Raw genomic sequence first — 21,178 nt, 5'->3', positions numbered from 1 at the left:
GTAAGTCTGCCTTCCTGAGGGTTTACCAGCGGTAGTGGCTGAACGCTTTGTTGGCGTCGGCCATCTTGTGGGTGTCTTCGCGCTTCTTCACGGCGGAACCGCGAGAGTTGACGGCGTCCAGGAGTTCGCCTGCGAGGCGCTCTTCCATGGTGTTCTCGTTGCGCGAACGCGAAGCGGTGATCAGCCAGCGGATCGCCAGGGCTTCACGACGCTCGGGGCGCACTTCGACGGGCACCTGGTAGGTGGCACCACCGACGCGGCGCGAACGCACTTCGACGGAGGGTTTGATGTTGTCCAGGGCTTCGTGGAAGATTTCCACGGGAGCGCGCTTGACCTTGGATTCGATGCGGTCGAGAGCGTTGTAGACGATCTTCTCGGCAGCAGATTTCTTGCCATCGATCATGAGGTTGTTCATGAACTTGGTCAGGACGCGATCGCCATACTTGGCGTCGGGCAGGATTTCGCGCTTCTCGGCAGCGTGACGACGGGACATTCTCTAATCCTCTTACTTCGGACGCTTCGCGCCGTACTTGGAGCGACGCTGTTTACGGTCTTTGACGCCATGGGTATCCAGCACACCGCGCAGGATGTGGTAGCGAACGCCCGGAAGGTCCTTCACTCGGCCGCCACGGATCAGGACAACGGAGTGCTCCTGAAGGTTGTGGGATTCGCCGGGGATGTAGGAAATCACCTCGTAGCCGTTGGTCAGGCGCACCTTGGCAACCTTACGCATAGCCGAGTTCGGCTTCTTCGGGGTGGTGGTGTACACGCGGGTGCAGACGCCACGCTTCTGCGGGCACTGCTCCAGGTGCATCGACTTGGAACGTTTCACTTTGGGCTGCCGCGGCTTGCGGATCAGCTGCTGGATCGTAGGCATAGGGTTATTTTCCCATCTCTAACACTAGTGTTGCATGAAGGACCGTGCCCCATGCGGTTGTTTATGTGATCCTCGACGCGTCCGCCGGGACCGGGTGATCTTTTTCCGCCGTGGCGGAAATGCTTTTCCGGGGTTCGGCCCCGGCCTCTCGTCGGGCGCTCGGCCCTGGTCAGGGGCGATGTGCGCGCAACGTAAAAAACCGCATCCGACCCCACGTACACGGGGATCGACGCGGTGGGTTTTCCAGAGGATCGGGGATCGCTCCCGGATCTTGACCACGTATATCTGGAAGCAAAGGGGCGGCCCCCTCGCCTGATTGCTGGCGCGTATAGGGGGAGTCGGGGGGGTTGTCAACATTGGGTGAAGCCCGAAGGCCTGCGCGGCAAGGCTTTGACGCTGCGGCGGACTTGCACCGGGCGGGTGGCCATGACCCCGCCTCCGGATGGCGGCATTCAGGCCGTGGAGGGGGCTCTGCCCCCGTCAGCCTGACGGCTGCCTCCCCCGGAGTACTTTCAGCCTGGTGATGAGTGCAAGGGGGACTTCGGGCTCAGGTCAGGGCCCTCGTGGCCCAGCTCTGCGCCAGCTGGCCGGCGTCGAGGCCAAAGCGCTCTGCCAGCAGGGTTTCCGGCCCCGTCTGCCCCCCTGCCCCGCGGCCAAGGCCCGGCAGCCGGCGCTCGAGGCGACTGTCGTTGCTCTCGTGGCTGCCGCGCAGGAACATCACCGGCTCGGGCAGGGTCAGCGCCGGCATGCGACCCCAGAGGCGGCGGTGGTTGTAGTCCTGGATCGAGCGGCTGGAGCGCGGCCCGAAGAAGACCACCAGCGCCGGGGCCCAGAACTCGGCCTGTACGGCGCTCAGGGTGAGGCCTGTGGCGCCACCCGTGTCCAGCACGAGCCCCCCGTTGAAGTCGAGCGCAGCGCGCTTGCGGGCCCGCCACAGCGGGCGCAGGGGGGCAAAGCCCGCGCGGGCCTCGGCGATGAAGTCGCTTGCCAGGCCGTCATCGTCATCGATGGTGAATTCCCCGACCGCGCGGGCCTCGGGGTCGCGCGCCTCCTGCATCGCCGCGCGGCAGAGCGCGCCATGGGGCAGCCCCTCGGGCCGGGCCAGCGGGCGGATCTGAGGCACCGCCGAGACCGCCTGCAGCAGCCGTGTCTTCCAGGGGTCCGGCAGCCCTTCGCCATAGATCAGCAGCACGGTGAAATCCGGGTCCGTCTGGGCGGCCAGGGTGGGCAGGCAGATCTCTTCAAAGAACCAGAAGCGCAGGGCCAGGCGGGCGGGATCGTAGAGCCGGGCCCTGTTGGCCCCGAGATCCGCCGCGCTGCCTTCGAACCCGTCCCCTCCGGTGGGATAGGAGAAACGGCACAGGCCCAGCATCTGGATGTGGCTCATGGGCGGGTGGAAACCTCTGGCAGTTCTTCGGGCGTCACGGGCGCGCGGCCCAGCTTGTGCTCACGGTAGAGCATGAAGAGCCCCGAGGCCACGACGATTGCCGCGCCCACCAGGGTCAGCACCTCTGGCCATTCGTCGAAGAGCACCAGCCCCAGCACCAGCGCGAAGAGCAGCGAGGTGTAGCGGAAGGGCGAGACGAAGGCGACCTCGCCGATGCGCATGGCCTGGATGATCGAGACATAGGAGGTGAGCACCAGCGCCGCCGCTGCCACGGTCAGGGCCAGGGTCCAGCCGGGCATGGGCACCCAGGGCGTGCCCAGCCCCACCAGGAGGTAGGTCAGCATGACCAGCGTCGAGGTGAAGAAGGTCACGGTCATTGCCGGCACCTCGGGCGAGAGGCGGCGGGTCGAGAGGTCGCGCAGCGTGATGAAGAGCACCGAGATCAGCACGTAGACCGAGTAGATGTCAAAGCCCTCCGTCCCCGGACGCAGGATCAGCAGCACGCCGAGGAAGCCCACGAGGATCGCCGTGATCCGCCGCCAGCCGACGCTTTCGCCGAGGAAAAGCGCGGCTGCAAGGGTCACGACGAAGGGCGCCGATTGCAGGATCGCCACGAGGTTGGCGAAGGGCATGTGGATCAGCCCCTCGAGGTAGAAATAGGCCGCCCCCGCCTCTCCGATGGCGCGCAGCAGCACCAGCAGCCAGTCACGGCGCGCGAGGCGGAAGGCACCGCGGGTGCGGGTCAGCACGAAGGCCAGCGCGGTCGAGGTGATGGCGTTGCGCAGCACGATGATCTGGGCCAGCGGGACCACCATGGCCACCGCCTTGATCGCCACGTCGTTGAAGGAAAGGAATGCCAGCGAGCCCATCATCAGCAGCGCGGCCTTGAAGTTGTCGGTCATCTGGTGCCTCGGATCATTTGCCTTGCAATGACGCGGGGCGCGGCAAAAGGCAATGACCCAGGGGCAGCCACCGCCCGGACATGCAAAAGGCCCCCGCAAGGGGGGCCTTCGCAATTTTCGTCAGGCAATGGCCGTGGCCGTGCTTGATCAGAGATCGCTTTCCGGGGTCTCGACCAGGTCGGAGTCGACCTCGGCCTCGGCCACCGGGGCTGCCAGGCGCGCGGCCTGTTCGGCCTCTTCGCGGCGGGCATCCAGCACCACGTTGTCGCGGTCGTTGGCGATCCGGCTGACACGCTGGGTTGCCCCACCGGTACCGGCCGGGATCAGACGACCCACGATGACGTTCTCCTTCAGGCCGACCAGCTTGTCGCGCTTGCCCTGGACCGAAGCCTCGGTAAGCACGCGGGTGGTCTCCTGGAAGGAGGCCGCCGAGATGAAGGAGCGGGTCTGCAGCGAGGCCTTGGTGATCCCGAGCAGGATCGGCTGGCCGGACGCCGGGCGCAGGCCCTTCTCTTCCGCCTTGGCATTGGCTTCGTCGAACTCGACCTTGTCGACGTGCTCGCCCTTCAGCAGCGTGGTCTGGCCGCTGTCGAGGATCTCCCACTTCTGCAGCATCTGGCGAACGATCACTTCGACATGCTTGTCGTTGATCTTCACGCCCTGCAGTCGGTAGACGTCCTGCACTTCGTCGATCATGTAGTTCGCCAGCGCTTCGACACCCATGATGGCAAGGATGTCATGCGGCGCCGGGTTGCCGTCCATGATGTAGTCGCCCTTCTGAACGAAGTCGCCCTCGGTGACCGGGATGTGCTTGCCCTTGGGCACCATGTATTCCACGGGCTCCAGGCTTTCATCCGCGGGCTCGATCGAGATGCGGCGCTTGTTCTTGTAGTCGCGACCGAAGCGGACGTAACCGTCGATCTCGGCGATGATGGCGTGGTCCTTCGGACGACGCGCCTCGAAGAGTTCGGCCACACGCGGCAGACCACCGGTAATGTCCTTCGTCTTCGCACCTTCGCGCGGGATACGGGCGACAACGTCACCGGCCTTGATCTCCTGGCCCTCTTCGACCGAGAGGATCGCGTCCACCGACATCGGGTAGCTGACCGGGTTGCCCGCATCGTTGCGGACCGGTTCGCCATCCTCGCCGATCACGAAGATCTCGGGCTTCAGCTCGTTGCCCTTCGGCGCGGTGCGCCAGTCGGAAACGATCTTCTGGGTCATGCCGGTCGCATCATCGGTCTCGTCACGCACGGAGATACCGGTGATCAGGTCGGTCAGGCGTGCCTTACCGGCCTTCTCTGCGATGATCGGCAGGGTGTAGGGATCCCATTCGAACAGCTTGTCGCCGCGGGCAACCTTCTGGCCTTCCTTGACGAAGAGCTTGGTGCCGTAGCCCAGCTTGTGGCTGGAGCGTTCCTCACCGTGCTCATCCATGATGCGCAGCTTCATGTTCCGGCCCATGACGAGGGTCTCGCCATTGGCGTTGTCCAGAACCTGCGTGTGCTCGAATTCGATCACGCCATCGGTGGAGGCTTCCAGGAAGGACTGCTGGCCACCCTGGGCAACGCCGCCGATGTGGAAGGTCCGCATGGTCAGCTGGGTGCCGGGTTCACCGATCGACTGGGCAGCGATGATGCCGACAGCTTCGCCGATGTTCACCTGGGTACCGCGCGCAAGGTCACGGCCGTAGCAGGCGGCACAGACACCGTCTTCGGCTTCACAGGTCAGCGGCGAGCGGATGCGCATCTGGGGCACGCTGGCCTCTTCGATGGTGTCCGCCATGCGCTCGTCGATGAGCTGGCCCTGCTTGACGAGGATCTCGTCGGTGCCGGGACGCAGCACGTCGTCGGCCGCGACACGACCCAGGATACGCTCGCCGATGGTGGCGACGATCTCGCCGTCGTTGACCGCGTTGCCCACGGTGATCGCGCGCTCGGTGCCGCAATCGGGCTCACGCACGATGCAGTCCTGGGCCACGTCCACCAGACGACGGGTCAGGTAACCCGAGTTCGCCGTCTTCAGAGCGGTATCCGACAGACCCTTACGGGCACCGTGGGTCGAGTTGAAGTACTCGAGCACGGTCAGGCCTTCCTTGAAGTTCGAGATGATCGGGGTCTCGATGATGTCGCCGTTCGGCTTCGCCATCAGGCCGCGCATCCCGCCCAGCTGTTTCATCTGCGTGACCGAGCCACGGGCACCGGAGTGGGCCATCATGTAGACCGAGTTGATCTCGCCCTCGGCACCATCAGCCGTCCGCGGAACGGAGGAGATGGTGGTCATCATGGCTTCGGTGACCTTGTCGTTACACTTCGACCAGGCATCAACGACCTTGTTGTACTTTTCGCCCTGAGTGATCAGGCCGTCCATGTACTGCTGTTCAAAGTCCTTCACCTGCTCGCGGGTCTCGTCGACGATCTCCCACTTGTTGTCGGGGATCACCATGTCGGCCTTGCCGAAGGAGATACCGGCGCGGAAGGCCTCCTTGAAGCCCATCGACATGATCTGGTCACAGAAGATGACCGACTCCTTCTGACCGCAATAGCGGTAGACGGTGTCGATGACGCGCTGAACGTCCTTCTTCCGCAGCAGCTGGTTGACCAGCTCGAACGGTGCCTTGGCGTTCATCGGCAGCAGGGCGCCAAGACGCACGCGACCGGGGGTGGTCTCGTAGCGCTTGTAGACCTCGTTGCCTTCTTCGTCGATCTGCATGATCCGCGCGGTGATCTTGGCGTGCAGGTGCACTTCACCGGTGTCCAGCGCGTACTGAACTTCGTCGATCGAGGAGAAGACCATGCCCTCACCCTTCATGCCTTCGCGGGCAATCGAGGTGTAGTAGAGGCCAAGGATCATATCCTGCGAGGGAACGATGATCGGCGCGCCGTTGGCGGGCGACAGCACGTTGTTGGTCGACATCATCAGCACGCGCGCTTCCAGCTGGGCTTCCAGCGAGAGCGGCACGTGGACGGCCATCTGGTCACCGTCGAAGTCGGCGTTGAACGCCGAGCAGACGAGCGGGTGCAGCTGGATCGCCTTGCCTTCGATCAGCGTGGGTTCGAAGGCCTGGATGCCCAGACGGTGCAGCGTGGGCGCGCGGTTCAGCAGAACCGGGTGCTCGCGGATGACCTCGTCGAGGATATCCCAAACCTCGGGGCGCTCTTTCTCGACCAGCTTCTTCGCCTGCTTCACGGTGCTGGACAGGCCCTTGGCCTCCAGGCGCGAGTAGATGAAGGGCTTGAAGAGCTCGAGCGCCATCTTCTTGGGAAGACCACACTGGTGCAGCTTCAGTTCCGGGCCGGTCACGATGACCGAACGGCCGGAGAAGTCGACGCGCTTACCCAGAAGGTTCTGACGGAAGCGACCGTGCTTGCCCTTCAGCATGTCGGACAGCGACTTCAGCGGACGCTTGTTGGCGCCGGTGATGACGCGGCCGCGACGGCCGTTGTCGAAGAGCGCATCGACGGATTCCTGCAGCATACGCTTTTCGTTACGCACGATGATATCGGGCGCACGCAGGTCGATCAGACGCTTCAGACGGTTGTTCCGGTTGATCACGCGGCGGTACAGGTCGTTCAGGTCGGAGGTCGCGAAGCGGCCACCGTCCAGCGGCACCAGCGGACGCAGTTCCGGCGGAATGACCGGGATCACGGTCATGATCATCCACTCGGGACGGTTGCCCGACTCGAGGAAGGACTCGACGACCTTCAGACGCTTGATGATCTTCTTGGGCTTCAGTTCGCCGGTGGCTTCGGCCAGGTCGGCACGCAGCTGCTCGGCTTCCGATTCCAGGTCGATCTGGCTCAGCATGTCGCGGATGGCCTCGGCACCGATGTTCGCCGTGAAGGCGTCCATGCCGTAGGTATCCTGGGCGTCCATGTACTCTTCTTCGGTCAGCATCTGGCCATAGGTCAGATCCGTCAGACCGGGTTCGATCACGACGTAGTTCTCGAAGTAGAGCACGCGTTCCAGATCACGCAGGGTCATGTCCAGCATCAGGCCGATGCGCGAGGGCAGCGACTTGAGGAACCAGATATGCGCGACCGGAGCGGCCAGCTCGATGTGGCCCATGCGCTCGCGGCGGACCTTCTGCAGCGTGACTTCCACGCCGCATTTCTCGCAGACGACGCCGCGATACTTCATCCGCTTGTACTTGCCGCAGAGGCACTCGTAGTCCTTGATCGGCCCGAAGATACGGGCACAGAACAGGCCGTCGCGCTCGGGCTTGTAGGTCCGGTAGTTGATGGTTTCCGGCTTTTTGATCTCGCCGTAGGACCACGACAGGATCCGTTCGGGAGACGCCAGCGACACCTTGATCTCGTCGAATGCCTTCGGCGGGGTCAGCGGGTTGAACGGATTGTTGGTCAGTTCCTGGTTCATTTGTCTTTCCTCATAGAGGGAGCAGTAGGAGAGGCGTGGGCGGGGAGGGTCCCCGCCCTAACGAAGGCGCTGAGCCCTGTTATTCCTCGTCCTCCGCATCCAGGAGTTCCATGTTCAGGCCGAGGCCGCGGACTTCCTTCACGAGAACGTTGAAGCTCTCGGGCACGCCGGCCTCGAAGTTGTCCTCGCCCTTGACGATGCTCTCGTAGACCTTGGTCCGGCCGGCAACGTCATCCGACTTCACCGTCAGCATCTCCTGCAGGGTGTAGGCGGCGCCATAGGCTTCCAGGGCCCAGACCTCCATCTCACCGAAGCGCTGACCGCCGAACTGCGCCTTACCACCAAGCGGCTGCTGGGTGACCAGCGAGTACGGGCCGGTGGAACGGGCGTGGATCTTGTCGTCGACCAGGTGGTGCAGCTTCAGCAGGTACTTGAAGCCCACGGTGACCTTGCGCGAGAACTGCTCGCCCGTGCGGCCGTCGAAGAGCACGGACTGGCCGCTCTCGTCGAAGCCCGCGCGGCTGAGCGCGTCGTTGATGTCGGCTTCCTTGGCACCGTCGAAGACCGGCGTTGCAACCGGCACACCGCCAGTGACATTGCCTGCCGCTTCCAGCAGCTGGTCCTCTTCCATGCCGGCAATGCCTTCTTCGTAGACATCATCGCCATAGGCCAGGCGCATCGCGTCACGCACCGGGGTCAGGTCACCGCTGCGGCGGTAGTCCTGCAGGGCCTCGTCCACCTTAAGACCAAGCGCGCGCTGCGCCCAGCCGGTGTGGGTTTCGAGGATCTGACCGACGTTCATACGCGAAGGCACACCCAGCGGGTTCAGACAGAAGTCGACGGGGGTACCGTCTGCCAGGAACGGCATGTCTTCCATCGGCACCACGCGCGAGACGACACCCTTGTTGCCGTGACGGCCGGCCATCTTGTCGCCCGGCTGAAGCTTGCGCTTCACGGCGATGAAGACCTTGACCATCTTCATCACACCCGGCGGCAGGTCGTCGCCACGGCGCACCTTCTCGACCTTGTCCTCGAAACGGGCGTCCAGGGCGCGCTTCTGCACCTCGTACTGCTCGTTCAGGGCCTCGACGATCTGGGCTTCCTTGTCGTCTTCCAGCGCCAGCTGCCACCACTGACCACGCGAGAGCTGCGACAGCAGGTCCTCGGTGATCTCGGAGCCGGCCTTGACGCCCTTCGGACCCTTCACCGCGGTCTTGCCGAGGATCATGTCCTTGAGACGCGCGTAGATGTTGCGGTCGAGGATCGCCAGCTCGTCGTCGCGGTCACGCGACAGGCGTTCGACTTCCTCACGCTCGATCTGCAGCGCACGTTCGTCCTTCTCGACGCCGTGACGGTTGAAGACGCGAACCTCTACAACCGTACCGTAATCGCCCGGCTTCACCCGCAGCGAGGTATCGCGCACGTCGGAAGCCTTCTCGCCGAAGATGGCGCGCAGAAGCTTTTCTTCCGGCGTCATCGGGCTCTCGCCCTTCGGAGTGATCTTGCCGACCAGGATGTCGCCCGGCTCCACATCGGCACCGATGTAGACGATGCCCGCCTCGTCGAGGTTGCGCAGGGCTTCCTCGCCGACGTTGGGGATGTCGCGGGTGATCTCTTCCGGCCCGAGCTTGGTGTCACGGGCGGCGACTTCGAATTCCTCGATGTGGATCGAGGTGAAGACGTCGTCACGTGCGATACGCTCGGAGATCAGGATGGAGTCTTCGTAGTTGTAGCCATTCCAGGGCATGAAGGCGACGACGATGTTCTTGCCGAGCGCCAGTTCACCCATGTCGGTGGACGGGCCGTCGGCGATCACTTCGCCCTTGGTCACCTTGTCACCCACCTTCACCAGCGGACGCTGGTTGATGGCGGTGTTCTGGTTCGAGCGCTGGAACTTGCGCATCCGGTAGATGTCGACGCCGGCATCGCCCAGCTCGAGATCCTCGGTGGCGCGAATCACGATACGCTGTGCATCGACCTGGTCGATGATACCGGCCCGCTTGGCCTGGATCGCCGCACCGGAGTCGATGGCGACCTTGCCTTCGATACCCGTACCGACAACCGGCGCCTCGGCGCGCAGCAGCGGAACCGCCTGACGCTGCATGTTCGCACCCATCAGGGCGCGGTTAGCATCGTCGTTTTCCAGGTAGGGAATGAGCGAGGCACCGACAGAGACCAGCTGCTTCGGCGAAACGTCGATCAGGTCGACGGCTTCGGTCGGGGTCAGCGTGTATTCACCAGCCTGACGGGTGTTGACCATCTCGTTGGTGAAACGGCCCTCTTCGTCGAGCGAGGCGTTGGCCTGGGCCACAACGTGACGCTGCTCTTCCGTTGCGGACATGTAGTGGACCTCGTCGGTCACCTGCTTGTCCTTGACGGTGCGGTAGGGGGTCTCGATGAAGCCGTACTTGTTCACGCGGGCGAAGGTCGCCAGCGAGTTGATCAGGCCGATGTTCGGGCCTTCCGGCGTTTCAATCGGGCACATCCGGCCGTAGTGCGTGGCGTGAACGTCGCGCACTTCGAAGCCTGCGCGTTCGCGGGTCAGGCCGCCCGGTCCAAGCGCCGACAGACGACGCTTGTGCGTCACTTCCGACAGCGGGTTGGTCTGGTCCATGAACTGCGACAGCTGCGAAGAGCCGAAGAATTCGCGGACGGCAGCCGCCGCCGGCTTGGCGTTGATCAGGTCCTGCGGCATCACCGTGTCGATCTCGACGCTGGACATGCGCTCCTTGATGGCGCGCTCCATGCGCAGCAGGCCGACGCGGTACTGGTTTTCCATCAGCTCGCCGACGGAACGGACGCGACGGTTGCCCAGGTGGTCGATGTCGTCGATCTCGCCCTTGCCGTCACGCAGCTCGACCAGGGCCTTGATGCACTGGACGATGTCCTCGCGGTCGAGGGTCCGCTGGGTGTCGGGCTTTTCGAGCGCCAGACGCATGTTCATCTTCACGCGACCAACGGCCGAGAGGTCGTAGCGCTCGCTGTCGAAGAACAGGGTGTCGAAGAGCGACGAAGCCGCTTCGACGGTCGGCGGCTCGCCGGGACGCATCACGCGGTAGATGTCCATGAGCGCGCTCTCGCGGTTCATGTTCTTGTCCGCCGCCATGGTGTTGCGCATGTAGGGACCGACATTGATGTTGTCGATGTCCAGCACGGGGATCTCGGTGAAGCCTGCGTCCAGCAGATCCTTCAGCGTACCGCCGATGATCTCGCCTTCCTTGTCGTATTCCACGGTCAGCTCGTCACCGGCTTCCACGTAGATGGCGCCGTTGTCCTCGTTGATCATGTCACGGGCGACGAACTTGCCGACGATACGGTCGTGCGGCACCAGCAGGCTGGTGACGGAGCCCTCGTCAATCAGCTTCTTGACGGCGCGCGGGGTGATCTTCTTGCCGGCCTCGGCGATCACTTCGCCGGAATCGGCGTCGACCAGGTCGTAGGTCGGGCGGGTGCCACGCACGCGCTCGGGGAAGAACTTGGTCACCCAGCCCTGGCCGCGACGGTAGGTGTAATCCACCGTGTTGTAATAGGCGTCCATGATCGCTTCCTGGTCGAGACCCAGGGCGTAGAGGAGCGTGGTGACGGGCAGCTTGCGGCGACGGTCGATGCGGGCGAACACGATGTCCTTGGCGTCGAACTCGAAGTCCAGCCAGGAGCCGCGGTAGGGGATGATCCGGCAGGCGAAGAGAAGCTTGCCCGAGGAATGGGTCTTGCCCTTGTCGTGGTCGAAGAACACGCCGGGCGAGCGGTGCATCTGGGACACGATCACGCGCTCGGTGCCGTTCACGATGAACGTACCGTTCGGGGTCATCAGGGGCATGTCGCCCATGAAGACGTCCTGTTCCTTGATGTCCTTGACCGACTTGGCCCCGGTATCCTCGTCGATATCAAAGACGATCAGGCGCAGGGTAACCTTCAGCGGCGCGCTGTAGGTCATGTCGCGCTGCATGCATTCTTCAACGTCGTACTTGGGCTTCTCCAGCTCGTACTTGACGAACTCCAGAACCGCGGTCTCGTTGAAATCCTTGATCGGGAAGACCGACTGGAAGACACCCTTGATGCCTTCGCCATCCATCGGGTCAAGCTGGTCGCCAGACTTCAGGAAGAGTTCGTAAGAGCTTTTCTGAACCTCGATAAGGTTCGGCATTTCAAGGACTTCGCGAATCTTGCCGTAGTATTTGCGAAGACGTTTCTGACCAAGATAGGTCTGAGCCATGACGGACGTCACCTTTCGTTTCTCAAGCGGGAACGAGCGCCGTCGGGGCTCCGGCACTGCGCCCTTTCGAAACAGGGGGTTCGGATCAATGCCCGGCTACCGGCCCAATGGTAGCCTCCCGATCCGTGAACCTCGCCTTGGGAAGGACTTGCAACCAAGCCCTTTCCAAGAAGGGTCCCCTAGACAGTTTTGGCCGGATGCGGACTTGCCTTCATCCAGCCTGGTATTCAAAAGCCGCCGGGAGCGGCCTCCTGGGTCGCCCCTGCGGGACGGACCTATGTCAAAGCCCCTCACGCGGCGGGGCCGTCGAACAGCGGGCACAGGCAAATCCGGTAAGGTCTCGACCCAAGTCCTGGAAATCAGGGCAGGTTTGGTGCCTGCGTGAGTTCATCCGACGATCTGGGGGGAGACGATGAAGTGGATCTGCGCGGAACCTCACTGACAATGCACAAGCGGCCGGCCCGAATCGCACGGGTCCAGCTGAACTTCGCAGATAGGACAACACGCGCCCAAGCGCAATGGGCTGTCAGGGAGAAAGCGTAGATTACCGGGGCGCAAAGAACGTCACCCGCCGGCAAGAGGCCAGGCGCGCAGCACCGGTTGCCTCAGTCCAGCCTACCCCGTTCGGGCCGGATCGCACAGCAGGATTATGCGACAGGGATTACCAAATCCCTCACATCACACCTGAGTGAAGCCGCCCTGCCCTGTCACGGGCAGCCCGCGAGACGGAAAAGGGCGCCCCGAAGGACGCCCTTTCCATAATCCTGGCGAAAGCCTGGATTACTTGACTTCGACCTCGGCGCCAGCTGCTTCCAGCTTGCCCTTGATCTCTTCGGCTTCGTCCTTGGACACGCCTTCCTTGACAGCCTTGCCGCCAGCTTCGACCAGCTCCTTGGCTTCTTTCAGGCCCAGGCCGGTGATGCCGCGGACTTCCTTGATCACGTTGATCTTGGAGGCGCCTGCCGACTTCAGGATGACGTCGAACTCGGTCTTTTCTTCTTCAGCTGCGCCGGCGTCGCCGCCTGCGGGGCCAGCCATCATCACAGCGCCGCCAGCGGCGGGCTCGATGCCGTACTCATCCTTCAGGATGGTTTTCAGTTCTTGTGCTTCGAGCAGGGTCAGACCCACGATCTCTTCTGCCAGTTTCTTCAGATCAGCCATTTGACTTCTTTCCGTATCTCTAGATGTGTTCCAACGTGCGGGAGATATTCCCTACGCCGGGCTCTCTGTTGCTTACGCCGCAGCCTTGTCCTCGATCGTGGACAGGATGGAGGCGATATTGGAAGCAGGCGCGCCAATGGCACCGGCGATGTTGGAAGCGGGTGCGCCAATGCAGCCGACGATGGAAGCGATGAGCTCCTCGCGGGACGGCATTTTCGACACGGCTTCGACACCGGCACGGTCCAGAGCGTTCTCACCCATTGCGCCGCCGAGAATTTCGAACTTCTTGTTCTCTTTGGCGAAATCTTCCGCGACCTTCGCAGCTGCGACAGGGTCCTCGGAATAGGTCAGAACGGTCATGCCCGACAGGAATTCGGCCATGCTTTCGCAGGGCTTGCCTTCCAGGGCGATCTTGGCGAGCCTGTTCTTGGCGACGCGGACGCTGGCATCGGCTTCACGAGCCTTTGCGCGCAGCGACTGCATCTCAGCAACCGTGAGACCGGTGTAGTGGGCAACCACCACAACGCCAGAGCTTTCGAAGATCTGGCCGAGTTCCTCGACCACTTTCTCTTTCTGGGCTCTATCCACAGTTTCACTCCAATCAGGGAGGTGTGACCCTCCGGCTCAGTTCTGCCGGTACAAACGTCCCGGCAAGCGGGTCCGTAACGGGTCCGTCCAAGGTCGCCCCGGGGAGCCGCATGCGAGCGGGCCCGAAGAAATCTGGTTCTTTCCCGTCTCAGGCAGGAATTATGAAAGGCCTATCCCCTTCACCCACCGTCTCGGACGAATCGTCGGGGCAGCCGAATCCCGGTTACCCTGACAGAGCGGGCTTCTAGGGCCTTTGCGCAGAGATGTGAAGAGATAAAATGCCCCCGGCAAGCAACCCTGCCCGCGCATCCGCCCTTCGGCCCCCGACCGGACCTCCGCCCAGCGATACATAGCCAAGGCGTCGCGGTCAGGACCACAGCCGAACCCTCTCACGAAATGGGGATGTCAGTCAGATGAGCAAGAGCAAATCCGCACGCGCGGGGTGCCCCGGAGATATCGCCGGGCCAGCCCGACGGGCGGAACTGGCACCGCCCCCAATGAAAGACGCCGGGCCAATGGCCCGGCGTCTTCACGTCTATGCTCCGCGGTTGAGGTCGCCCGCTCTTCGGCTAGCCGAGGACGGGCGCCCTGATCATCCGCCGTAGGTGATGCTGACAAGCAGGCCAATGTTCGGCAGCCCGTTCACCACGAGGGGCTGCCCGTTCACCGTCACTGCGCCAGTAGCGGAGACGGCAACCGTAACCGACTTGCCGCCGATCGTGGTCGTGGTGGTCGTGCCCGGGGAGACACTCACAACGGCAGAGCCGAGCTGAGTGCCGGTCGACGTGACAGTCGTAACCGTCACGGCGGTCGATCCGGAAGTGGTCCCCGGATCAGTCGTCCCGGTCACGGTGACTTTGCCACCAGCCGAAGCGGGCAGTGCGCTCAAAGCGAGCAGAGCCGAGACTGCAAGGCCCTTCAATACACGATTGGTCATGTCATCAGCCTCCGAAGACATTGTTGATGCTGTAGCTCACAGAAAGGATCTTCTGCTTCCGCTCCATGTTGTCGGTGATGTCGTTGACGCCGAAGCTGACGTTCAGCCCTTCAACACCCGGCACCTTCAGACCGATACCCGCGTTCAGCTGGTTCTCGGTGCCCGAAACTGCGACGCCCAGGTACTTGGTGACGCCGATGCCGACACCGGCGAAGAAGCCTTCCTCGGTGGTCGAGCTGCCGGGGGTCACGAGCACGGCGTCAGAGCCGTAGCCGACGGTCCACATCACCGGGTGGATCAGGGTCGGGCCGTCGATCTGGGTCATGCCGGACACGGTGACGTTCCAGCGCGTGTCGCCGGCGGCGGCATCGCCCCAGGGGGCCAGGTTCGAGGCTGCGACCGAGCCGAAGATCACGTGGTTGGGCTGCAGCACCAGAGCGCGGCCCAGCTTGAGGCCCAGGCCACCGGAATCGCCCAGCGGATCGGTGCCGGTGATGTTGACGTCGACCTGAACGCCGACCGCGTCGATCGGGTTGCCGAAACCGGCACCAAATGCGAGCGAGCCATCCATGTCGGCGCCAGCAATGCCGCCACGCGGATCAGTCAGTGTACCGGCGAAGTACATGTTGCCCTTGGGCAGCAGGAATGCTGCATCGGCACCAAACATAGTAACGTTGGCGCTGTCCTTAGCGAGGGTCGCCGTAGAGGAGAGTCCCAGCATTGCCGCGCTCGCTACCGCAGCAACACCGACCTTGTTCAAAATGTTCCACATTGGTCCATGCGTCCTTCAAATGAATCCTTCCGAAACTTCGCGTCCGGGATCTTCGCCGCCATTGAATCTCGGGGCAACAGAACGTTCAACACGTTTCTTAAATGACGATCACCGCGCGTAGGAACTATGTCAGATCCGCATCGGATTCGGGGACTTTCGGCAAAGTTGTGCCGGACTGCAGCAATATTTTTTCTGCACTTGCATACAAAAGGGGCGGATCGTTTCCGACCCGCCCCTCTGATTGTATTCTGATCCGGTGAATCAGTTGCCGGTTGCGCTCTCGACGGAGACGGAGACGCCCGGGCCCATGGAAGAGCTCAGCGAGACCTTCTTCATGTAGGCGCCCTTGGCACCGGTCGGCTTGGCCTTGGAAACCGCGTCCACGAAGGCACGGATGTTCTCGACCAGCTTGGCTTCGTCGAAGGAAACCTTGCCGACGCCAGCGTGCACGACACCGGCCTTCTCGGCCTTGAACTGCACTTCGCCGCCCTTGGCTGCTTCCACGGCCGCTTTCACGTCCATGGTCACGGTGCCGACCTTGGGGTTCGGCATCAGGTTGCGCGGGCCCAGGATCTTGCCCAGACGGCCGACGATCGGCATCATGTCCGGAGTGGCGATGCAGCGATCGAATTCGATCGTGCCGCCCTGGATGGTTTCCATCAGGTCTTCTGCGCCGACGATGTCGGCACCGGCTGCCTGAGCTTCCTCGGCCTTCGGGCCACGGGCGAAGACGGCCACGCGGACCTCCTTGCCGGTGCCGTTCGGCAGGCCGACGACGCCACGGACCATCTGGTCGGCATGACGCGGGTCAACGCCCAGGTTCATGGCGATCTCGACGGTCTCGTCGAACTTGGTGTTGCTGTTGGCCTTGATCAGGGCAACGGCTTCCTCGACGGAGAGGTTCTCTTTGCCGGCGAAGGCTTCGCGAGCGGCGCGGGTACGTTTACCGAACTTTGCCATCTTACTTCACCTCGATGCCCATGGAGCGGGCGGAGCCCAAGATGATCTGCATTGCGCCTTCGATGTCGTTGGCGTTCAGATCCTTCATCTTCGCTTCGGCGATCTCTTTCACCTGGGCGACGGTCACGTGACCAGCCACGGCCTTGCCGGGGGTCTGCGAGCCGGATTTCAGCTTGGCGGCCTTCTTCAGGTAGTAAGACGCGGGGGGCGTCTTGATGTCCATGGTGAAGGACTTGTCCTGATAGTAGGTGATCACGGTCGGGCACGGCGCACCGGGTTCCATGTCCTGCGTCTTGGCGTTGAACGCCTTGCAGAATTCCATGATGTTGATGCCGCGCTGACCCAGTGCGGGGCCGACGGGCGGGGACGGGTTTGCCTGACCGGCAGGCACCTGCAGCTTCAGGCTGCCGACGAGTTTCTTGGCCATTGGCCTTCTCCTTGTTCATCGCGCAGTTGCGACGGGGATCACCCCGCCCTGCGCCTGTTCCCTCGGGCGCGCCTTCGGGAACGGTTGCGCGTGGTCAGGTCCGACGGACGCGTCCGCCTCGCCTCCCACGTATGAACGGGACCGGAGCCCCGTAGGGCGGGAGTTCATCCCGCCTCGGCGGGTCACCCCGCCGCCACTCAGGTCAGCCTTGCTTGGTGACCTGGGTGAATTCCAGCTCGACCGGGGTTTCCCGGCCAAAGATCGAAACCGAGACCTTGAGGCGCTGATTGTCCTCGTCGACCTCTTCGATCATGCCGTCGAAATCCTCAAACGGACCGTCGTTGACCTTCACCTTCTCGCCGATCTCGAAGGAGATCAGGGTCCGCGGGGCGTCTTCGCCTTCCTGGACACGGTTCAGGATCTGGTTCACCTCGGCGTCGCGCATCGGCATCGGGCGCCCTTGCGGGCCCAGGAAGCCGGTGACGCGGTTGATCGAGTTGACCAGGTGATAGCCCTCGTCGGACATCTCCATGTGAACCAGCACATAGCCGGGCATGAAGCGGCGCTCGGTCGAGACCTTCTTGCCGCGACGTACCTCGATCACCTCTTCGGTCGGGACGAGGACTTCGTCGATCTGGTCCTCAAGCCCCTTTTCCTCGACGCTCTGCCGGATCTGCTCGGCGATCTTCTTCTCGAAGTTCGAGAGGACCGAGACCGAGTACCACCGCTTTGCCATGTCGCAACGACCCTTCCATCGCCGGCCCAAGGGCCGAAATACATTCACTTTCCCTGGGCCGCACCGGTCATCCGGCAAAAGGCCCTTCCGAATAGAAAATCGGCGCGAGACTCGAATCGCCGCGCGCCAGACCTGGGAACGGGTCGTGGGTTACAGCGTGACGCCGAAAAGCGCAAGCCTGCCGGGGCGTTCCGCCCCCGCAGCCCTGCAGGATGCTCAGCCGAAGAAGCCCAGAAGGCCGGTCAGGCCGGTGCGGATCAGCACATCCACCAGGGCGAAGAAGACCGCGGTGATCGCAGCCATGACGAAGACCATGACCGTGGTCAGCAGCACTTCGCGGCGCGTGGGCCATGCGACCTTGCCGACCTCGGCACGGGTCTGCTGGATAAATTGCAGCGGATTGGCCATTGGGGCTCCTCAGCGTCGAAACTTCATGTCCCGGACCAGCACGGCCCCGGACGTCATCCGGTGCAGATACGGAAAAGCGGCCCGCTGTTCAAGGTGCAAAGGCGCGCAGCGCACGACGGCGCGATGGAACGTATCTGATGGGAGGTTCGGACTTGGCAGGGGCAGCAGGGTTCGAACCCGCGACCTACGGTTTTGGAGACCGTCGCTCTACCAGCTGAGCTATACCCCTAGTCCGTCGCTGTCGTCTAATGCAGGGCGCGAGGGGGATCAAGAGGCGATCTGACGGCAGCCGGGAAATTCCCGGCCCATCCGGATTTTCGCCCGCAGGTACGGGCCTTCATGCGTCGCAGGCAGGGGGCCGGCAGCGCCCTGCCGCCCTGTCGCAAGAGATGAGCCTGGCAAGGGCTGCACCAGGCAGGGCAAGACCGACACCGCACCTAGCCTGCCTGCATCTCGCGGTAGCGGGTCAGCATGAGGGCGGCAAACTCGGGGCTCTTGTGGACCGGGTCATCGGCGCTTTCCGGGCCAGTCGCGGCATAGCGGGGGTCGGTCCAATAGCCCTCGACGATGGTCTCGTCGGGCTGGTGCAGCAGGGTGATTCCATCGCGCTCTGCTTCCATGTCCAGCCAGGAGCGAATCTCTGCCCGTTCCTCGGGCGTGGCCCCTTCCGCCTCGGGCCAGGTCTTCTCGGGCTGGCCCACCCCCAGGGTCAGCAGCGGTGCCGGGGCGAAAGTGACGCGGGCGGCGGGATTGGCGCGGACGAACTGCTGCGCGATCCGGTAGCTCTTGCGACCCTCCAGGAAACGCCGCGTCACCCGCTGCCGTACCGCTGCCGAGAGGTGCCCGCCCTGCCGCAGGGTCGACAGCATGGGCGGCAGGAACTCGGCGCTGCGCAGCCTGGCACCATAGAAGAGATAGGCGGCGAAGTCATCGCAGCGCAGCGACAGGCGGCCGTTGCCGTTGATCCGCGCCACCATCTCTTCCGCCTCCTTGCGGGGGTGGACCGCCTGATCCTGGTATTCAAACTGCCGGAAGGCCGGGCCATAGGCGCCCCAGAACTCTAGGTGGTCGGTGAGATAGGGCAGAAGCCCCGCATCCAGCGCCAGCTTGACCGAGGCGATATGGCTGTCCCCGAAAATGCAGAGCGAGGGGAGAGGCGAGGGCGCGGGCTGTTCAGCGGGCGAAAGCATTGAGCATCTCCTCTTCGCATTTCACATCCCCCGCAGCAGGGCGCACCCGCGCCCCCTGCCCCTTCCGGGCCTTGGGGAATTTCGGCGGACCAAAGGCGGCCTCCTGGTCGGCGAAGAAGTTGCGCATCACCACCTCGACCCCCTCGGGCACAACCGAGCGCTGGTTCGGCGCGTAGAACATGCCCCGGAAGACCGGATGGGTGATGATCTCGTAGCTGGGGAAGTAGTCGACCTGGGGGTGGTCCTCGACCAGCTCGCCGGCCACCGCGCGCAGGGTCGCCTTGGAGCGACTGGTGGCGGTAAGCACATGCTCTCCGCTGGCCGTGGCAGTGAGCGGCACCGGGCTGACCGTCAGCAGGACCTCCAGTCCGGGGTTCCGGGCGGCCAGCAGGGCCAGCACCGCCTCCATGTCCGCAAGGATCGCCGCGTGGCGGTGATTGCGGAAGACATGCAGGGCGGGGTCGAAGTCCCCCGCCAGGGTGCCGGGGCAGAGCGCATATTCCAGGCCCGTCTCGGCATTGGCCCAGCTCTCGGTCAGGCCGAGGGTGAAGACGAAGAGCCGTGCCGTCTCGACCGCGCGGCGGATCGCCACCAGGGTCGCCGCGCGCGAGGCGCGGGCCTCTTCGACGCTCTCGAAGCCCCTGGGTTCGATGGCGGGGCGCAGGGGATCGTAGACCCGTCCCTTGCGGTGCCACCACTCCTCGGGCGGCTCCATCTCGCCATAGGCCATGCGCAACCACTGCAGCAGGGCGCGTGCGGTGTAGATATTGCCGGTGCGGAAAGAGAAGATGCCGTAGTTGAAGGTCTCCGCCTCGTCGAAGAGCCAGGCCGGGGCGGGTTCGGCGTCGAACCAGTCAAAGCCCCGCGCTGCCAGCGCCCGGCCGATATGCTGGGCGAAACACGACCCCGCGGTGATGATCGGCTGACCGGGGCTCACCTTCAGCTTCGGCTGCCAGAGCCCCGAGATCTGCAGGGGGTTCACCTCGGCCACGCCGGTCTTCCAATAGGCCCGCGCGGGCAGGGACTGGTAGGGATGCGACATCGAAGGACCTTTGCAAGAGGGCGAGACGACCTGTTGGCCTCAGCCTAGCAGACAAACGCCCAATTGGGGCCGGTTGCGGTCATTTCCGGGGAATTCAGGGGGTTTTTGCGGCACCGCGGCGCGCCGGGGCCTACAACCAGTGCAGGCGGCGCAAAAGCCAGCCCTGCGCAAGGAAGATCAGCGCCATCACCCCCGAGAAGATCCAGAAGGCATTGGGCCCATGGGCTCCGGGGATGCCGCCGACATTGATGCCGAAAAGGCCGGTGAAGAAGGTCAGCGGCAGGAAGACCGCCGACAGGACCGAGAGCGCATACATGTGCCGGGTCAGCCGCTCGCTGACCGCGCCGGTCAGCTCGTCGCGCAGGACGCCCAGGTTGTCACGCAGCTCGTCGACGTTCTCGGCCATGCGGAAGAGGCCCTCGCTGGCCTCCTGGACCTCGCGCAGGTCCCGCGGCTCGAGCAGCGGATGCTCGAGACGGGCCAGCCGCGTCATGGCCTCGCGTTGCGGCGGCAGGTGCCGACGCAGCTCCACCACCGAAAGGCGCAGGCTGACGATGCGGCGGCGCAGGCCCGGATCGCGATTCTGGATCACCTGCGGCTCCAGCGCATCGACCTCGCCGTCGAGCTCGGTGACGAAGGGCTCCAGCTGCTCGGTCAGCCGGTCGGCGAGAAGGGCGATGAAGCCCCCGGCCGTCTCCGGGCCGCCGCCCTGCTCGATCTCGCGGGCGATTTCATCCAGCACGCTGACCCGCTGCCGCGACAGGGTGATGATCCGCTGGGAATCGGCCCAGATACGCACGCCGATCATGTCCTCGCGGTCGCAATCGGGGTTCAGGTTCATGGCGCGGAAGTTCAGCAGCAGCCCGTCACCGACCGGCGTGGCACGGGGGCGGGTCTCGGGCTGGGTCAGCGCCTCGACCACCGTGGTGTCCAGGTAGGACAGCCGCTCGGACACCCAGTCGCGGGTGCCGGCATGGGCGGCATCCAGGTGGGCCCAGGCCAGGGTCTGGTCACGCAGCGTGTCGGAAATGGCCTGCCCCTGCAGCGGCTGGCAGCGAAGCGGGCCCGAGAGGGCAAAGGCGTAATGGACAGGCGCGGTCATTCACCGAGGATAGCCCGCCCGCCGGCAAGGTCCAGAGCCCATGCGGGCAGGCCTGTGCAAAAGAAAACGGCGGCCCCGAGGGAGCCGCCGTTCCGA

At 63.9% G+C, this 21,178-nt stretch carries 17 protein-coding genes and 1 tRNA gene; all 18 read right to left on the bottom strand.

Annotation, left to right across the window (positions count from 1 at the left end; translation table 11 throughout):
- Positions 1–22 precede the first annotated feature (22 nt).
- The 18 genes from rpsG to CRO50_RS08390 all read right to left on the bottom strand — a co-directional run bounded on the left by rpsG (position 23) and on the right by CRO50_RS08390 (position 21,082).
- Positions 23–493 carry a 30S ribosomal protein S7 gene (rpsG, locus tag CRO50_RS08475; protein WP_097145476.1) on the bottom strand — a complete coding sequence of 157 codons (471 nt, stop codon included), beginning with the start codon at positions 491–493 and terminating at the stop codon, positions 23–25.
- 12 nt (positions 494–505) lie between these two features.
- Complete coding sequence (gene rpsL / locus CRO50_RS08470; RefSeq protein WP_097145475.1) at positions 506–877, bottom strand: 30S ribosomal protein S12; 372 nt, start codon at positions 875–877, stop codon at positions 506–508.
- Positions 878–1,424: 547 nt separating this feature from the next.
- Entirely contained in the window at positions 1,425–2,264 is an 840-nt protein-coding gene (locus CRO50_RS08465; protein WP_097145474.1) for a glycosyltransferase, read from the bottom strand.
- Entirely contained in the window at positions 2,261–3,166 is a 906-nt protein-coding gene (locus tag CRO50_RS08460) for a DMT family transporter (protein ID WP_097145473.1), read from the bottom strand. The genes CRO50_RS08465 and CRO50_RS08460 overlap by 4 nt, the downstream gene beginning before the upstream one ends.
- Before the next feature lie 147 nt (positions 3,167–3,313).
- A complete protein-coding gene (gene rpoC / locus CRO50_RS08455; RefSeq protein ID WP_097145472.1) occupies positions 3,314–7,543 on the bottom strand; it encodes a DNA-directed RNA polymerase subunit beta' in 4,230 nt (1,409 codons plus the stop codon).
- Positions 7,544–7,622: 79 nt separating this feature from the next.
- Positions 7,623–11,759 carry a DNA-directed RNA polymerase subunit beta gene (gene rpoB / locus CRO50_RS08450; protein WP_097145471.1) on the bottom strand — a complete coding sequence of 1,379 codons (4,137 nt, stop codon included), beginning with the start codon at positions 11,757–11,759 and terminating at the stop codon, positions 7,623–7,625.
- A gap of 780 nt (positions 11,760–12,539) precedes the next feature.
- The gene (gene rplL / locus CRO50_RS08445) at positions 12,540–12,920 is read right to left on the bottom strand and encodes a 50S ribosomal protein L7/L12 (RefSeq protein WP_097145470.1); all 381 of its coding nucleotides are present in this window, start codon (positions 12,918–12,920) and stop codon (positions 12,540–12,542) included.
- 72 nt (positions 12,921–12,992) lie between these two features.
- Positions 12,993–13,508 carry a 50S ribosomal protein L10 gene (rplJ, locus tag CRO50_RS08440; RefSeq protein WP_097145469.1) on the bottom strand — a complete coding sequence of 172 codons (516 nt, stop codon included), beginning with the start codon at positions 13,506–13,508 and terminating at the stop codon, positions 12,993–12,995.
- A gap of 592 nt (positions 13,509–14,100) precedes the next feature.
- Positions 14,101–14,445 carry a hypothetical protein gene (locus CRO50_RS08435; protein WP_143516882.1) on the bottom strand — a complete coding sequence of 115 codons (345 nt, stop codon included), beginning with the start codon at positions 14,443–14,445 and terminating at the stop codon, positions 14,101–14,103.
- A 4-nt stretch (positions 14,446–14,449) separates the two neighbouring features.
- Positions 14,450–15,166: a hypothetical protein gene (locus tag CRO50_RS08430; protein ID WP_143516881.1), complete on the bottom strand. Its 717-nt coding sequence runs from the start codon at positions 15,164–15,166 to the stop codon at positions 14,450–14,452.
- 312 nt (positions 15,167–15,478) lie between these two features.
- Positions 15,479–16,177 (bottom strand): 50S ribosomal protein L1, encoded by a 699-nt coding sequence (gene rplA / locus CRO50_RS08425; protein ID WP_097145466.1) that lies wholly within the window; start codon positions 16,175–16,177, stop codon positions 15,479–15,481.
- Between the two features lies 1 nt (position 16,178).
- The gene (rplK, locus tag CRO50_RS08420) at positions 16,179–16,604 is read right to left on the bottom strand and encodes a 50S ribosomal protein L11 (RefSeq protein ID WP_097145465.1); all 426 of its coding nucleotides are present in this window, start codon (positions 16,602–16,604) and stop codon (positions 16,179–16,181) included.
- Positions 16,605–16,806: 202 nt separating this feature from the next.
- Positions 16,807–17,340 (bottom strand): transcription termination/antitermination protein NusG, encoded by a 534-nt coding sequence (gene nusG / locus CRO50_RS08415; RefSeq protein ID WP_097145464.1) that lies wholly within the window; start codon positions 17,338–17,340, stop codon positions 16,807–16,809.
- 216 nt (positions 17,341–17,556) lie between these two features.
- Positions 17,557–17,748, bottom strand: a complete 192-nt coding sequence (gene secE / locus CRO50_RS08410; protein ID WP_097145463.1) for a preprotein translocase subunit SecE — start codon at positions 17,746–17,748, stop codon at positions 17,557–17,559.
- Positions 17,749–17,901: 153 nt separating this feature from the next.
- Positions 17,902–17,977 (bottom strand) — tRNA-Trp (locus CRO50_RS08405).
- Between the two features lie 208 nt (positions 17,978–18,185).
- Positions 18,186–18,938, bottom strand: a complete 753-nt coding sequence (locus CRO50_RS08400; protein ID WP_097145462.1) for a hypothetical protein — start codon at positions 18,936–18,938, stop codon at positions 18,186–18,188.
- On the bottom strand, positions 18,922–19,980 hold the full coding sequence (locus CRO50_RS08395; RefSeq protein WP_097145461.1) for a GSCFA domain-containing protein: 1,059 nt from the start codon (positions 19,978–19,980) through the stop codon (positions 18,922–18,924). Before CRO50_RS08395 ends, CRO50_RS08400 begins: the two co-directional genes overlap by 17 nt.
- 130 nt (positions 19,981–20,110) lie before the next feature.
- Positions 20,111–21,082 carry a zinc transporter ZntB gene (locus tag CRO50_RS08390; protein WP_097145460.1) on the bottom strand — a complete coding sequence of 324 codons (972 nt, stop codon included), beginning with the start codon at positions 21,080–21,082 and terminating at the stop codon, positions 20,111–20,113.
- Positions 21,083–21,178 lie beyond the last annotated feature (96 nt).

It is taken from the genome of Pseudooceanicola antarcticus, assembly GCF_900215355.1.
Classification (GTDB): Bacteria; Pseudomonadota; Alphaproteobacteria; order Rhodobacterales; family Rhodobacteraceae; genus Pseudooceanicola; species Pseudooceanicola antarcticus.
The sequence above is the reverse complement of the archived record's forward strand: the minus strand, read 5'-3'. Positions and strand labels throughout refer to the sequence as shown.